The following is a 15,698-nucleotide window of genomic DNA, read 5'->3' as shown; positions in this document are numbered from 1 at the left end:
AACGGGATTGGGCAGGGTCCCAACAGACCCTGCCCAATCTACGTTCGCGCGGCCAGCGACTACCCGCGGTCGAATGCCCTCTTGATCAGCAGCTCCTGCTCCACGGCGTGGTGTTTTGCGGAACCTGTAGCGGTGGACGCCGACGCGGGACGCGACACGAGCTGCACCGGGCGGTCGAGGTGCTGTGGAAGGTTGAGGCCGATGAACGGCCAGGGGCCCTGGTTCGCCGGCTCATCCTGTGCCCACACCACGTCCGCGTTGGGATAGGAGGAGATGGCAGACTTGATCTCCTCTGCCGGAAGCGGTGCCAGCTGCTCCACCCGGATGATCGCTGTAGAGGTGTCGTCAGCCTTCTGGCGGGCCGCGGCCAGATCGTAGTAGAGGCGACCGGAAACCAGCAGGACGCGCGTTACGTCCTGTGCATTCAACCCGGCAGTGTCGCCGATGACCGTCTTGAAGCCACCCTGGGTGAAATCCTCGACGCTGCTCGCGGCCGCCTTGAGTCGCAGCAGCTGCTTCGGGGTGAAGATGATGAGGGGCTTCCGCGGACGGCTGTAGGCCTGGCGGCGCAGGAGATGGAAGTGCGAGGCGGCGGTGGTGGGGTTGGCCACGATCATGTTGTCTTCTGCACACATCTGCAGGAAGCGCTCGATACGGGCCGATGAGTGGTCTGGTCCCTGACCCTCGTAGCCGTGAGGAAGCATCAGCACCAGCGAGCTCCGCTGCCCCCACTTCTGCTCAGCGGAGCTGATGAACTCGTCGATGATGGTTTGCGCGCCGTTGACGAAGTCGCCGAACTGCGCTTCCCAGATCACGAGTGCATCGGGACGCTCAACGGAGTAGCCGTATTCGAAGCCGAGTGCCGCGTACTCAGACAGAAGGGAATCGTAGATCCAGAACTTGGCCTGGCTCTCGGCAAGGTCACCCAGCGGGAGCCATTCCTCGCCGTTGGCGCGATCGTGGAACACCGCGTGCCGCTGCACGAAGGTGCCGCGCCGTGAATCCTGCCCGGCAAGGCGAACCGGCACACCCTCCATGAGCAGGGCTCCAAAGGCCGCGATTTCGCCGAAGCCCCAATCGATACCGCCTTCGCGGGACATTTGCTCCCGCTTTTCCAGCAGCGACTTCAGCTTCGGATGGACGGTGAAGCCGTCAGGGAAGTCGATATGTGCCTTGCCTATGTGGGCGAGCGTTTCAGCAGTGATTGCTGTGCTTGCTGGGACACCCACGCCGTTGTCGCTTTGCTGCGCGATGGGGCGTTCAATGTCGGAGATCGCTGCGGCGTCCTTCGTGACCACGGGAATGGGGGAGGTCTGCGCTGCGTGGGTCTCCGCGAACACGCGTTCGAGGCGCTCCTGGTAATCGCGCAGCGCCTGCTCCGCCTCTTCCTGGCTGATGTCACCACGGCCGATCAGGGCCTCGGTGTACAACTTGCGCACAGAACGCTTCGCCTCGATGAGGTTGTACATCATCGGCTGGGTCATCGAAGGGTCATCGCCCTCGTTGTGCCCGCGCCGACGATAGCAAACCATGTCGATGACTACGTCCTTGTTGAACCGCTGGCGGAACTGGTAGGCGAGCTGCGCCACGCGAACCACGGCCTCCGGATCATCGCCGTTCACATGGAAGATCGGAGCCTGGACCATCTTGGCGACGTCCGTGGAGTACACGGAGGAGCGCGAGGCGGTGGGAGAGGTGGTGAAACCAACCTGGTTGTTCACGATGATGTGGATGGTTCCGCCTGTGCGGTATCCACGGAGCTGGGAAAGGTTGAGGGTTTCGGCTACCACGCCCTGGCCCGCGAACGCGGCGTCGCCGTGCACGAGGATGGGAAGAACCGGGAAGGTGTCGCCCTGGTCGAGGCGGTCCTGCTTGGCGCGGACAATACCTTCGAGCACGGAATCCACGGCCTCCAGGTGCGAGGGGTTCGCTGCCAGATAGACCTTTGTTTCATTGCCGCTGTCCGAGGTGTAAGTGCCCTCGGTTCCCAGGTGGTACTTGACGTCACCGGAGCCCTGGACGGAACGCGGGTCCTGGGTGCCTTCGAATTCACGGAACACCTGGGCATAGGTTTTGCCCGCAATGTTGGTGAGCACGTTCAGGCGGCCGCGGTGGGCCATGCCGATCGCGACCTCGTCGAGGCCGTCATCTGCTGCGTCGGAAATGATTGCGTCGAGCAGCGGAATCAGCGATTCGCCACCCTCCAGCGAGAACCGTTTCTGGCCAACGAATTTGGTCTGCAGGAAGGTTTCAAACGCTTCTGCTGCGTTGAGGCGGTGCAGGACGCGCAGCTGCTCCTCGCGGCTGGGCTTGGAGTAGGGATGCTCCAGCTCGTCCTGGAACCACTGGCGTTCCTCGGGATCCTGGATGTGCATGTACTCGATGCCCGTGGTCCGGCAGTACGCATCGCGCAGTACGCCGAGGATGGTGCGGAACTTCAGGGTGGGTCTGCCGCCGAAGCCGCCGGTTGGCCACTCGCGGTCCAGATCCCAGAGGGTCAGGCCGTGGGTACGGACGTCGAGGTCGGCGTGCTTCCGCTGGACGTATTCCAGCGGGTTGGTATCCGCCATGAGGTGCCCGCGCACGCGGTAGGCGTGGATGAGCTGCTGGATGCGTGCAACCTTGTTGATCTCGTCCATGGGATCAACCTGGATGTCTGCGCTCCACCGCACAGGCTCGTACGGGATACGCAGGGCTTCGAAGATCTCGTCGTAGAAGTTCTGCTCGCCGAGCAGCAACTGGTGGACGATACGAAGGAATTCACCGCTACCCGCACCCTGGATGACACGGTGGTCGTAGGTGGAGGTGAGCGTGATGGTCTTGCTGATGGCGTGCTGGGCCAGGGTCTTGTCGCTGGCACCCTGGAACGCAGCCGGGTATTCGAGCGCGCCGGCACCGATGATGCAGGCTTGGCCCTTGGAGAGCCGGGGCACAGAGTGGACGGTGCCGATACCGCCGGGGTTGGTCAGCGAGACCGTGGTCCCGGCGTAGTCGTCGGCTCCCAGCTTTCCTGCACGGGCGCGTTTGACGAGGTCTTCATAGGCATGCCAGAACTCCGAGAAATTGAGGGTCTCAGCCTTCTTGATGTTCGGGACGACCAGAAGACGCGTGCCGTCAGGCCTGGGCATGTCGATAGCCAGGCCGAAGTTCACGTGTGCCGGCTGGACCGCAGCCGGTTTGCCGTCAACGACGTCGTAGTAAACGTTCTGCGACGGGAACTGGGCCAGGGCGCGGATGATGGCGTAGCCGATGAGGTGGGTGAAGGACACTTTGCCGCCACGCGCACGCTCAAGGTGGTTGTTGATCACTACACGGTTGTCGATGAGCAGCTTCGCGGGTACGGCGCGCACGCTGGTGGCTGTCGGCACTGTGAGGCTTGCATCCATGTTGGTGGCGATAGCTTTAGCCGGTCCACGAAGGATGTTCACCGTGTCCTCATCCATTTCCGGGTTGAGGTCTGATTTGGGAAGCTGGGCGGGGATTGGCCCCTTCTCCGCCTTCGGTTCCGTCTTGGCCTGCTGCTTTGCATCCGCCGCAGGCTTCGACGCTCCGTTTTCCTTGCCGGGGGCGGGTTCCTTGGGCACTGGGGGAGTGCCGGACTCCTGGGTGGCAGCGGGGGACTCGCCCGATGCCTTGGGGGCGTCCTTCTCGGCCTTCACTACGGGAAGCTCGCGGGTGGTCGGTTTGCTGTCATCATCCGGTGCTGCACTGGAGCGGGGCGCGGCATGCCGACCGTTCTCTGAGCCGCTGCTGCCGGCTTCAAAGGATTCGAACAGGCTCCACCACTTTTTGTCTACCGAGTTTCGGTCCTGTTGGAATTGCTCATACAGCTCATCCACAAGCCATTCATTTCCGCCGAAGTCTTCCGGTAGACGGTGGTTGGGTTGTTCTGGCACTTGTTATACGCCCTCTTCCATGAGTTGCCCTTGGCCCAAAAGGGTCTACAAACGGTCTGAACTCGGCACACGCATCCGCACACGACCGACTCTGTTGACCCGGACATCAGTCTAATGACAGTTTCAGGCAACAAGCCAATCTCTTCGGGTTACTACAACGCGCTGCCGCACTGTCGTACAGGTCACGTCTTAGCGGGGCGTAAGCGATTCAGGAAGTGCAGTGAATTGGACATAGACTCGCCTGAGTAACCGACTGCAGGAGCACGCCGTGCGTTTCATCAACACGCCCTCAACCGACCTGACCTACTCGGATGTTTTCCTGGTTCCGTCCTCGTCAGAAGTGATTTCCAGATTCGATGTGGACCTGGCGACCGCTGACGGAACCGGAACCACCATCCCTCTTGTGGTCGCCAATATGACGGCGGTCACCGGGCGCCGGATGGTGGAGACCGTTGCCCGCCGCGGCGGGCTGGCGGTACTGCCGCAGGACATCCCCACCCACGTCATCCGCGAGGTCACCCAGTGGGTCAAGCAGCGGGACCTCATCTTCGAAACGCCGCTGAAGCTGGAGCCTGGTAACACCGTCATCGACGCGCTGCACCTGATCAACAAGCGTGCCCACGGCGCGGTAATGGTGGTGGATGATGCAGGTCGCTGCGTCGGTGTGGTTCGGGCGTCCGATTGCGACGGCGTCGACCGCTTTGCCTCCCTTGAGTCCGTCATGCGGACCAGGCCGCTCACCCTTGACGCCGCGCGGTTCTCCGAGAATCGGGATGTAGCACTGCAGGAGGCATTCGAGGAACTCGACGCCGCCGGCGTCTCACTGGCCGCCGTCGCCCGTGACGGTGAGCTTGCCGGCGTGATCACGCGCAAGGGTGCTCTGCGGTCCACTATCTACGCGCCGGCTGTCGACGGCAGCGGCAGGCTGCGCGTTGCGGCAGCGGTGGGAATCAACGGCGATGTCGAGGCGAAGGCCGCGGAACTGCTCGAGGCCGGCGTGGACGTGCTTGTCGTGGACACAGCCCACGGCCACCAGCGCAAGATGCTGGACGCGCTCAAGGCTGTGGCGTCACTCGACCCGTCGGTGCCGATCGTGGCAGGAAACGTGGTCAGCGCAGACGGTGTGCGGGATCTCGTGGAGGCCGGAGCGTCGATCATCAAGGTGGGCGTTGGCCCCGGTGCCATGTGCACCACGCGCATGATGACGGCGGTCGGGCGGCCGCAATTTTCCGCCGTGTATGAGTGCGCGCAGGCCGCCCGGGAGCTTGGCGCACATGTGTGGGCCGACGGCGGTGTCCGCTATCCGCGCGACGTCGCGCTCGCGCTTGCCGCCGGTGCCAGCCAGGTGATGATCGGTTCCTGGTTCGCCGGTACATATGAGAGCCCCGGAGATCTCCAGACGGACAGCTTGGGCCGCCAGTACAAGGAGAGCTTCGGCATGGCCTCCGCGCGCGCCGTGCAGAACCGGACCCAGCGGGATGATGTCTTCGCCCGCGCACGCAAGGGCCTCTTCGAGGAAGGTATCTCCACCTCGACCATGTACCTTGACCCTGCCCGGCCCGGTGTGGAGGACCTGCTGGACATGATCACAGCGGGTGTGCGCAGCTCGATGACCTACGCGGGAGCACGCTCGCTGGACGAATTCCGCGAACGCGCCATTGTCGGTGTCCAGTCCGCAGCAGGCTATGAGGAAGGCCGCCCGCTTCCGCAAAGCTGGTGAAAACAGTCGCAGCCGGCCCCTGCTTCCGTCCAGCACGGAAGCAGGGGCCGCTGTTGTAAACTGGGATTCTTATGGACAGTTCCTCTAGGGGCCGGCCCATGGCGCGCACGCAGCGAGAAGCAGCATCACCACGATGTGCAGCGCAGCCATCCAGTGCCGGCAAATCCCGTACACATGCCCATCATCACCAATCCTCTCCCGCACGTTCGGCTGCCGAGGCTTCCTTTTCCTCGGGCGAAACGAATGCGGACGGCACCACAGGGCCTTCCGAGTGCGGGTCATCGGCTCCGCAGACCGGGGATCCTTCCCAATCCGGGGAACCTTCCCAACCTGCGGAACCTCCGAAACCCGCACCGGCTGACGCCGGTTCTCCGATTGCTCTCCTGACGGTGCCTCTCCTGACGCTGTCTCTTCCGACGGTTCCCCTCCGGGTGGTGAGCGGCTAGTGGAGTGGTTCCTTCTCATCGCCGGGCTGCTGCTCATTCTGGGCACCGGCTTCTTCGTTGCCGTCGAATTCTCACTGGTCGCACTGGACCAGACCTATGTTCAGCGAGCCGTCGACGACGGCGACAACCGCGCCGAGCCCCTGCTCCGCTGCCTGAAGTCGCTGTCCACACAGCTTTCCAGCTGCCAGCTGGGTATCACTCTGACCACACTGTTGACCGGGTATGTCATGGAACCTTCAGTCGGCCGGCTGCTTGGTGGGCCGCTGGGCGCGCTTGGGGTGCCTGAAGGAATCCGCGGGTCAATTTCCCTGATCCTCGCGATGGTGCTGGCAACGCTGCTCTCGATGCTCATGGGCGAATTGGTACCCAAGAACATGGCGATTGCCTTGCCGTTCAAGATCGGCAGGACCCTCGCGCGGCCACAACTGGTCTTCACCGCTATCTTCAAGCCTGCGATCATCCTCCTCAACGGTTTCTCGAACCGCGTGCTGCACCTGTTCGGCCTCGAAGCGAAAGAGGAGATTTCAGGTGCGCGTACGCCGTCGGAACTGTCCTCGCTGGTGCGCCGCTCCGCTGAGATGGGCACCCTGGACAAGGGGACTGCGAACTTCCTGGCCCGGACCTTCAGCTTCTCCGAGCGCACCGCCGCGGACGTCATGACGCCCCGCATTCGAATGGAAACGATCGACTCGGAGCAGACCGTAGCCGACGTCGTCGACCTGGCGCGGAAGACCGGCTACTCGCGGTTCCCCTTGATCGGCGACTCACCCGATGACATCCGCGGAGTGGTTCACGTCAAGAAGGCCGTTGCGGTGCCGCGGTCCCGGCGTGCGGAACTGCCGGCCGGAACCATCATGACCGACGTCCTGCGTGTGCCCGAGACAGTCCACCTGGACTCGCTCCTGAGTGAGCTTCGCGAGGCCAACCTGCAACTCGCCGTCGTACTCGATGAGTACGGCGGCACAGCCGGCGTGGCCACGTTGGAAGACCTGGTGGAGGAGATTGTCGGTGAGGTCGCCGACGAGCACGACAAGCTGAAGCCAGGCGTGCTACAAAGCGCCGCCGGAAACTGGTTCTTTCCGGGCATCATGCGTCCGGACGAGGTCAGTGAACAGATCCCGCACCTCTCGGTGCCGGATGAAGCGGGCTATGAGACAGTCGGCGGCTTCATCATGGCGATTCTCGGCCGTATCGCCGAGGTTGGCGACCGGGTTGAGGTGACCGGCGGCATCCTTGAGGTGGAACGCATGGACGGACGGCGGATTGACCGCATCAGTTTCATTCCGGACCCGCAGGACGCGGACGAGTCCGAGAACGGCGCTCCGGCCGTTGGGGGTGTCCGATGAGCGACTGGGCGGGAATTCTCTGGCTGGTCATCCTGTTGATCGGCAACGCGTTCTTCGTGGGTGCGGAATTCGCTGTGATGAGCGCACGTCGGAGCCAGATCGAACCGCTGGCTGAAGAAGGCTCGAAGCGGGCGCGCACCACATTGTGGGCAATGGAGCACGTCTCGCTCATGCTCGCCTGCGCCCAGCTGGGCATCACGGTGTGTTCCCTGCTGATTCTCCAGGTTGCGGAACCGGCAATCCATCACCTCCTGGTGGTGCCCCTGGAAGCGGCGGGCTTGCCCGGGGGGCTTGCTGACGGCGTCGCATTCGGGATTGCACTTGCGCTGGTGACCTTCCTTCACGTCACGTTCGGCGAGATGGTTCCAAAGAACATTTCGGTGTCGGTGGCGGACAAGGCCGCCCTGTTCCTTGCGCCTCCGCTGGTAATGGTGGCGAAGGTGGTCCACCCGGTGATTTCGAGCCTGAACTGGACGGCGAACCACATCCTGCGTGCCATGCGCATCGAGCCGAAGGACGAGGTCACCTCCTCCTTCACGCTTGAGGAAGTGCAGTCCATCGTCCAGGAGTCAACCCGCCATGGGCTGGTGGATGATGATTCAGGGTTGATCAACGGCGCCCTTGAATTCTCTGGCCAGACCGCCGGGACGGTCATGGTCCCGCTGGACGAGCTGGTCACCATGAGCACTGATTCCACGCCCGAAGAGTTCGAGAAGGCGGTTGGTCGCACCGGGTTCTCACGCTTCGTGCTGATTGATGAGCACAACAACCTCACCGGCTACATGCACCTCAAGGACGTCATGTCCATGCCCGAGGAGGCGTACTCGCGGCCGATCACGGAGAACAAGGTCCGCACCCTCGCCAACCTCGGCGTCGACGACGAAATCGAAGACGCCCTGGCGATTATGCAGCGCACAGGGTCCCACCTGGCCCGTGTGATGACCGGAGACGGGCAGGCCCGGGGTGTCCTCTTCCTGGAAGACGTCATCGAGCAGCTGATCGGCGAAATTCGTGATGCCACGCAGAGTCAGGGATATCGGCGCACCGGGGAATCGCTCCAGGCGGGCACCGACTTCCGGTCCGCCTAAGGTTCGCAGGGCAACAGGCAACGGCGGGGCACCAAGGTGGCCCCGCCGTCGTCGTCCGCTTTAGTCCCAACCCTCCTGCGGTGTGGCGCAGGTGTCCCTGAACACGTACTGGGAGGGACGTTTGCGCTGGCGGCTGGACCAGTCGATGGCCGGACGCCGCTGCTTCTCGGGAAGATAGCCGAGGCGATAGACGGCCATCAGTTGGAGCTCCTCCGGGACGCCCAGAATCTGCTCGACCCGCTTCCAGTTCTCCGGGACCTCCATGGGGAAGGATACGAACTGGATGCCCACACCGAGTTCGACGGTGGTCAGCCACAAATTCTCCATCGCCGCGCCCATGCTGAATACCGAGTAGAAGCCGGACAGCTCGCCCGGCCGGTATTCCGCACGGTCCAGCATCACCCCGATCAGGAGCGGTGACCCGGCAACAAGTTTCCGGTTCTCCTCACCGAGTGTCTGGGGAACGCGCAGCTTGTTCATGAGGGTTTGCCCGGAAGGCGTGAAGACCTTCCTGGTGAACGGACGCAAAAGAGCGGGCAGCTGGTCAAACAGCATGCCATCGCGCCGAACGTCCATCTCGGCTTCGCTGAAGCGGAAATAGCGCTTGTAGCGCTCGAAGAACGTGCCCTCGGCCATGACCCTGGTCATGCTCTCGCCGCTGATTGCGGCGATCTGTTCGATGGTGCTGCGGTCCTCCACCACCACAAACCGCCACGGCTGGCTGTTCAGCTGCGACGGTGCCGCGCCGGCAACCTGCATCAGGAGCTTTTGGTGTTCCACCTTCACCGGGTCAGGCAGGAACGGCCCGTTCGTCGTCTTGCGGTTGAACACAACATCAAGGAATTCCACTTCAGTGTCCTTCGGGTCGATCGGCTACGGGCCGTGGGCTGTGAGCTGTCAGACCGAGAATGCCACAGCCAGGCCCAGGATGTAGAACGGCAGGGCGCCGAGCGCGACGACGATGTGTCTCCCGGGATGTTTGTGTGCCGAACCGGCGTACGGAAGCACGGCGAGCGGCACGACTGCCGGCAGCAGGTACCAGCCTGCCCGGCTGCTGCTCCACAACACTGAGCTGATGGCGGCGACTGTGAGCAGGAAAGTGGCGATGTAGAGCCCGTGGTGCACCCAGCGGAAGCGTGTTGAGTCCAGCCAGCGAAGGCGTACAGAGGCTCCGAAGGCGGCATTGACGGCGTAGGCACCGGCAGCGAGAACCAAGACCAGTTCAGGAAACGTCATCGCTGCGGAGTCGTGTGCTGCCGGTATCTGGACACTGAACCATTCTCGCATCGGCGAGGCGGCCGGCGTCGTCGTACGCTTTCGGAGGAAATGCGAATGATTCGCGTTTAGTTTAGACTGGAGGCTGTTCATCAACACTCCTATCTCAACACTTGAGTAGATCGAGGGAATCAATGCGCAGTATTTCCGCGCGTACGACGACGGCGCTCGCCGCCGCTGCACTTCTTCCGTTGGCTATCGCCGGTTGCGGCCAGGGCGGCAGCGAGACCGCGAACGCTGCCGACGACGGCACCATCCAGGTAGTCACCTCCACCAACGTCTACGGCGGAATCGTCGAGGCTGTCGGCGGGGGAGAGGTTGAGGTCACCGCGATCGTCAACAGCCTCAGCCAGGACCCGCACTCCTATGAGGCGACTGTGCAGGACAAGCTCGCTGTATCCAAGGCGGACCTGCTCGTGGAGAACGGCGGGGGTTATGACCCGTTCCTCCACCTGCTCGCGGATGACGTCGAGATGGACCACGAATACATCGTGAGCGCCGTCGAGATTTCCGGGGTTGCACCCGAAGAAGAAGCGCACGCCGAAGAGGGCGAACACTCTGAAGAGGAAGCGCACGCCGAGGACGCCCACGGGCACGCCCACGGCTCCTTCAACGAGCACGTCTGGTACAAGCTGGATGCGATGGCGGACCTCGCGGGCGTCGTAGGGGAGAAGCTGGCAGGGCTGGATCCGGACAACGCCGCCTCCTATGAGGACAACGCAGCCGCATTCGTCGAAGAAGTCACGGCACTGCAGGAGCGCGCGGAGAGCCTTCACGCCGACGCGGAGGGCAAGTCCGTCGCGATTACCGAACCGGTACCCGTTTACCTCCTGGAGGCCGCCGGCCTTGAGAACGTCACGCCTGCCGATTACACCGAAGCCATTGAAGAGGGCGCCGATGTCCCGGTTGCGGCGTTGAACGAGATGCAGGAGCTCGTTGAGGGCGGATCGGTTGCGTTCCTCGCCTACAACGAACAAACCGAGGGTCCACAGACCCAGGCTGTCCGGGACGTGGCGGAGTCCGCCTCGGTTCCGGTGGTGAACTTCACCGAGACCCTGCCCGAGGGTGGGGACTATCTCTCCTGGATGAGCGCCAATCTCGACAGCATCGCCGATGCGCTGAAGTCCTGACAGAATTGGCTGCAGACACTCATTCCCTGCACCTAGGAGGCCAGGTGGCCGACGACGACGGCGCTGCCGCCCATCCGGTGGTCAGCCTACGGTCGGCTTCACTTGCGTTCGGCCCCCGGACGCTGTGGCATGACCTGGACCTTGATCTTCATCCCGGCGAGTTCCTTGCTGTCCTGGGACCGAACGGCTCCGGCAAGACCAGCCTGCTCAAGGTACTGCTGGGCCTCCAGGACCTTGATTCAGGTACAGCGACCATCCAGGGGCAGCCCCTGCATCGTGGGAGCCGCGACTTCGGGTACATCCCGCAACAGAAATCCTTCGCGCCGGAGACTCCGCTTCGGGCGCGCGATCTCGTGGGGCTCGGGGTGGACGGGCACCGATGGGGGCTCCGTCGTGGAGGTGCCCGGTACCGCCGCACGGTCGATGCGCTTCTTGAGAAAGTAGGAGCGTCGACGTACGCTGACGCGCCGGTCGGAAGGCTTTCCGGCGGTGAGCAGCAGCGGCTCAGGGCCGCACAGGCACTGGCGGCGGACCCGAAAGTCCTCCTGTGCGATGAGCCGCTGCTGTCCCTCGACCTGCATCACCAGCAGGCAGTCAGCAGGCTCATCAACGCGCAGTGCCGCGAGCACAACACGGCGGTGGTTTTTGTCACCCACGAGATCAACCCGATCATCGACTACGTTGACCGGGTGCTCTACCTCGCCGGGGGGCGCTTCCGCGTTGGCAGGCCGGAGGACGTCATGACCAGTGAGGTTCTTTCGGACCTCTACGACAGCAGGGTGGACGTAATCCGCAACAACGGGCGCATTGTGGTGGTGGGGCTTCCGGACGCCACCACCCACCACCACATCGAGGTGGGGTAGCAGTGAGCTTCGAAGAGATATTCCGCGCGATCTTCACGTTCGACAACTACGGCGAACTGTTGCCGCTGGTCCAGAATTCAATCTGGGCCGGGGCCGTACTTGGCCTGCTCGGCGGACTCATCGGCACTTTCGTCATGATGCGCGACCTGGCGTTCGCGGTGCACGGAATCGCAGAGCTTTCCTTCGCCGGAGCCGCGTTCGCCCTGCTGATCGGCGCCAACGTGGTTTTCGGTTCGCTGGTGGGCTCCGTGATCGCAGCGCTGCTGCTCGGGCTGATGGGTATCCGTGCCCGGGACCGTAACTCGATCATCGGCGTCATCATGCCCTTTGGGCTGGGACTCGGCATCCTGTTCCTCGCCCTGTACCAGGGGCGCGCGGCAAACAAGTTCGGACTACTGACCGGGCAGATTGTTTCCGTCGACCAGGTCCAGCTGACCCTGCTGGCCGGCTGCGCCGTCGTCGTTATGGTTGCGCTTGCGGCCATCTGGCGACCGCTGACATTCGCGAGCGTGGACGCCGAACTCGCCGAAGCCCGCGGCGTACCGGTTCGCGGCCTGTCGCTGGTGTTCATGTTTCTGCTCGGCGTTGCCGTTGCGCTGTCCATCCAGGTGGTGGGTGCGCTCCTGGTCCTCGCCCTGCTCATCACCCCGGCTGCAGCGGCGCTGAAGGTGACCTCCTCGCCACGCCTCGTGGTGCTGCTCAGCGTCGTCTTCGCGTGTACTTCGGTGGTGGGCGGAATCCTGCTCGCTCTGGGCGGACGAATCCCGATCAGCCCCTACGTGACCACCATCTCGTTCCTGATCTACCTGGTCTGCAGGCTCATTGCGTGGCGGCGGTCCAGGAGCTCATCGGTCACCCCACGCGCACCGCAGCACGCGTAGTACGGGGCGGTCTATTCTGCGGCTTCTTTGGACGTGCATTCAGGGCAGAGCCCGTAGATCTCGACTGTATGCGCCACCTCTGTGTAGCCGTGTTCGCGCGCAACGCGGGCAGCCCACTGCTCAACGGCGGGAGCCTCGATTTCAACGGCCCGCCCGCAGTTCCGGCACAGCAGGTGGTGGTGATGGTGCTCCACGGCGCAGCGCCGGTACACCGCTTCACCCTCCCCGTTGCGGAGCACGTCCACGAGGCCGTCGTCGGCCATTGACTGGAGGATGCGGTAGGCGGTAGCGAGGGAGACAGATTCACCGCGCTCGTGCAGCTTCCGGTAGAGCTCCTGGGTGCTTACGAAGTCGTCCAATTCGTCGAGTGTGGCGCTGACCGCGAGGCGTTGCTTCGTTACGCGCTGCTCCGACCCCTTACGGACCGGTTGTCCTGCTTCCGCTGGCATGCTTGGCTGGTCACCTCCTGTACTCGACCCAACCGCGTCAAGGGTAGCACCGGCGTACCCCCGAGACTTCCCGCCCGGACGGCGATAGTCTGGCCCCATGCTGCTGACCAAGTTCACCCACGCATGTGTTCGGCTCGAGCAGGACGGCTCGGCGCTCGTCATCGATCCGGGCAGTTTCTCGGAGGTCGAGGAGGCCGTTGCAGACGTTGCCGCCATCCTGATCACCCACGAACACGCCGACCACTTCGACGAGGAACGGATTTCCGCTGCCGTCCGGGCAGAGCCGCAGCTCGAAGTCCATGCTCCGGCGGGAGTCGCGACCAGGCTGAGCGACATTCTGGATAACGACGACGCCGCCCGCGTCCACACCGTCGAGCCCGAGAAGAACTACACCATCGCCGGGTTCGAAGTGCAGACTTTCGGCGGTCAGCACGCCCTCATCCATCCGCACCTTCCGATCGTGAAAAACATCGGATACCTCATCAACGGCGAGCTGTATCATCCCGGAGATTCGTTCATCGTGCCCCACGGCGTTACCGTCGGCACCCTGCTGGTGCCTGTTCACGCGCCGTGGTCCAAGACGGCAGAGGTAATCGACTTTGTGACGTCAGTGCGCGCGCCGCGGGCACACCAGATCCACGATGCGCTGCTCAACGAGACCGGGCTGGCCATGGTCGAAGGCCACGTCTCACGGTTGGGGAAGCACTACGGAACCGAATTCGTCCACCTCGACCCCGGTGAGAGCGTGACGCTCGGCTAGTCCGGAGCCGGTGGACGCTGATAGTTAGTCGGCTTTAATGGGTTCGGTGCGCACGCGCGGCTGAACGGTGTAGGTCGCAACCTGCTTCAAGCCCGGCCGTTCCACATCGGCGCCGTCAACGACGCCGGTGGTCCACCAGAGCCGCATGCCGTCGTCCGTGTCTTCCAGGCCGGCAAGATTGTTGTCGAACCATGGGCCCCTGACGCCCTTCCAGCGGAACGGCGGCTTCGGAACTCGCACGGAGCGGGCAACGAGGGAGCCGACGGGGCTGGCCACACCGTAGGACATGATGGCAGTCATAAAGCGCATGATGCGCGGGAGCGGGTTACGGATCGGTGAGCACACCGCCTGAATGATCCGGCTTCCCGAATCCCGTTCCACCTCGGCGATGTAGGAGAAGTGGACGTCGCCGGAGAGGAACATCACGGTCTGCGGGGGTGCGCCGCGCTTACCGTCCGCGACCTCGACGGCGAAGTCGGCTACGGCGCGGAAGCTGCGTTGGAAGGCACCCCAGTGCTCAAGGTCCACGGCACGGCGGATACGTTCCCCGATCTGCGCACCCCGCTTGCCCCAGGCGCCCTCGGCCAGCGCCTCATTCCAGGATTCGATGTGATGCAGGCCGCGCGGGAGGAGGAACGGCAGCGACGTCGCGATCACCAGGTGCCGGAAACCGCCCCGCATGTGTTCATCCAGCCACGCGAGTTCCTTGTCATCGAGCAGGGAGCGTTTGCCGGATTCAAGGACGCGAGCGGCCCGGGAGTCGACGGTGATCAGCCGCACATCGCCGATGTCGCGGCAGTAGCTCCAGCGGTAGCTGTCCGGTTCCCTATCAGCCCGTTCGGCGAAGGCGTCGATTGCGTCGGTCAGATCGAGCTCATCCGGCCCGCCGTGCGCGCAGACCTGCTGCCAGAGTTCATCCTCGGCTCGCGCGGCGGGCGAGAGGTTGCCGAGGTGCTGGTAGACCCAATAGGACGCCAGGCCGGACACGATCCGGCCGTGCCACCAGGAGGTCGAGTGCATCTCGTCGCGCCAGTCCGTCGAAGCGTTCCAGTCGTCCCGGATGTCGTGGTCGTCGAAGATCATCGCGCTCGGCAGGGTGGAGAGCAGCCAGCGGTTGGCCTCATCGGACCAGGCGAGCTTGTACAGGTGCGCGTACTCCTCGTAGTCCTTCAGTTCTTCCCCAGGCGGTTCGTCGAGGGAACGCCGCGCACGAATGAACTCCTGCATCTCGCTGCTTGTGGCATCGGCATACACCTGGTCGCCCAGGAAAGCGACGAGATCCGGCCACGCGTCGTCGTCGTCGTTGTTGGCCCTGTGCAGAGCATAGGCGCGCATCGAATCGATGCCGTGGCGGCCATTGCCGTCCGCATCGTGGGGAACGCTCGTGCGGCAGGAACCAAAAGCCATGCGCAAGGCGCGCTCAGGCCTGAGCGTACGGATCACCGGGTCCGGGAAGGCGGAACCCGCTTCCGGCCAGCTGCGCTCGCCGTCGACCTCCACGCTGTAGGGAGTGGTTGACCCCGGTTCGAGACCGGACGCTTCAATGAGTGCGTAGTGGTGGCCGTGGACGGCGAAGGTCCGGGCTTCCCAGTGGCGGTCCCGCGCGCGGAGAACCACCCGGCAGGCGGCGCTGGTTTCCACCCAGACGCTGGCCGAATCCTCGTCGACATAGCGGAGCAGCGGGCCGAGCACCAGTGAAGCTGTCATTACCCCTTTGTACCGCGTACGGCGACTGAGAGCTACCGCAATCCGGTCCGTGCTGCAGGGCGGATTGGAGTGTCCGGTTCCGCTGTGGTGAACTTGATTCACACCCTGGCCGGTGTGTCACCGGTCACACATTCATA

12 protein-coding genes are annotated in these 15,698 nt (G+C 63.7%); 7 read left to right on the top strand and 5 right to left on the bottom strand.

The features are described from left to right. Positions 1–59: 59 nt before the first annotated feature. Positions 60–3,896 carry a multifunctional oxoglutarate decarboxylase/oxoglutarate dehydrogenase thiamine pyrophosphate-binding subunit/dihydrolipoyllysine-residue succinyltransferase subunit gene (locus BJ994_RS09745; protein ID WP_167993698.1) on the bottom strand — a complete coding sequence of 1,279 codons (3,837 nt, stop codon included), beginning with the start codon at positions 3,894–3,896 and terminating at the stop codon, positions 60–62. Between the two features lie 268 nt (positions 3,897–4,164). Here BJ994_RS09745 and guaB1 point away from each other — a divergent pair, with 268 nt between their 5' ends. The 3 genes from guaB1 (at position 4,165) to BJ994_RS09730 (ending at position 8,496) form a co-directional block, all read left to right on the top strand. After that, the gene (gene guaB1, locus BJ994_RS09740) at positions 4,165–5,616 is read left to right on the top strand and encodes a GMP reductase (RefSeq protein ID WP_167993696.1); all 1,452 of its coding nucleotides are present in this window, start codon (positions 4,165–4,167) and stop codon (positions 5,614–5,616) included. A 445-nt stretch (positions 5,617–6,061) separates the two neighbouring features. Continuing rightward, positions 6,062–7,408 (top strand): CNNM domain-containing protein, encoded by a 1,347-nt coding sequence (locus BJ994_RS09735; protein WP_167993694.1) that lies wholly within the window; start codon positions 6,062–6,064, stop codon positions 7,406–7,408. Then, on the top strand, positions 7,405–8,496 hold the full coding sequence (locus BJ994_RS09730; protein WP_167993692.1) for a hemolysin family protein: 1,092 nt from the start codon (positions 7,405–7,407) through the stop codon (positions 8,494–8,496). The genes BJ994_RS09735 and BJ994_RS09730 overlap by 4 nt, the downstream gene beginning before the upstream one ends. Positions 8,497–8,556: 60 nt before the next feature. Here BJ994_RS09730 and BJ994_RS09725 read toward each other — a convergent pair whose 3' ends face one another. After that, a complete protein-coding gene (locus tag BJ994_RS09725; protein WP_167993690.1) occupies positions 8,557–9,345 on the bottom strand; it encodes a nitroreductase family protein in 789 nt (262 codons plus the stop codon). 48 nt (positions 9,346–9,393) lie between these two features. Continuing rightward, entirely contained in the window at positions 9,394–9,732 is a 339-nt protein-coding gene (locus tag BJ994_RS09720) for a hypothetical protein (protein ID WP_167993688.1), read from the bottom strand. Positions 9,733–9,905: 173 nt separating this feature from the next. Here BJ994_RS09720 and BJ994_RS09715 point away from each other — a divergent pair, with 173 nt between their 5' ends. Genes BJ994_RS09715 through BJ994_RS09705 form a run of 3 tightly spaced genes read left to right on the top strand, consistent with a single transcriptional unit; the run spans position 9,906 to position 12,645 of the window. Then, a complete protein-coding gene (locus BJ994_RS09715) occupies positions 9,906–10,901 on the top strand; it encodes a metal ABC transporter solute-binding protein, Zn/Mn family (protein WP_167993686.1) in 996 nt (331 codons plus the stop codon). 44 nt (positions 10,902–10,945) lie between these two features. Then, positions 10,946–11,764, top strand: coding sequence for a metal ABC transporter ATP-binding protein (locus BJ994_RS09710; RefSeq protein WP_342450341.1), 819 nt, complete (start codon positions 10,946–10,948; stop codon positions 11,762–11,764). 2 nt (positions 11,765–11,766) lie between these two features. Next, positions 11,767–12,645, top strand: a complete 879-nt coding sequence (locus tag BJ994_RS09705; RefSeq protein WP_167993684.1) for a metal ABC transporter permease — start codon at positions 11,767–11,769, stop codon at positions 12,643–12,645. An 11-nt stretch (positions 12,646–12,656) separates the two neighbouring features. On the opposite strand, the gene BJ994_RS09700 is transcribed toward BJ994_RS09705, so the two are convergent. After that, positions 12,657–13,094: a Fur family transcriptional regulator gene (locus BJ994_RS09700; RefSeq protein WP_167993682.1), complete on the bottom strand. Its 438-nt coding sequence runs from the start codon at positions 13,092–13,094 to the stop codon at positions 12,657–12,659. A gap of 97 nt (positions 13,095–13,191) precedes the next feature. Between BJ994_RS09700 and BJ994_RS09695 the strand changes: the two genes are divergently transcribed. After that, complete coding sequence (locus BJ994_RS09695) at positions 13,192–13,854, top strand: MBL fold metallo-hydrolase (RefSeq protein WP_167993680.1); 663 nt, start codon at positions 13,192–13,194, stop codon at positions 13,852–13,854. Between the two features lie 24 nt (positions 13,855–13,878). Here BJ994_RS09695 and BJ994_RS09690 read toward each other — a convergent pair whose 3' ends face one another. Then, positions 13,879–15,561, bottom strand: coding sequence for an alkaline phosphatase D family protein (locus BJ994_RS09690; protein ID WP_167993678.1), 1,683 nt, complete (start codon positions 15,559–15,561; stop codon positions 13,879–13,881). Between the last annotated feature and the right edge of the window lie 137 nt (positions 15,562–15,698).

This window comes from Arthrobacter pigmenti, assembly GCF_011927905.1.
Classification (GTDB): Bacteria; Actinomycetota; Actinomycetes; order Actinomycetales; family Micrococcaceae; genus Arthrobacter_D; species Arthrobacter_D pigmenti.
The sequence above is the reverse complement of the archived record's forward strand: the minus strand, read 5'-3'. Positions and strand labels throughout refer to the sequence as shown.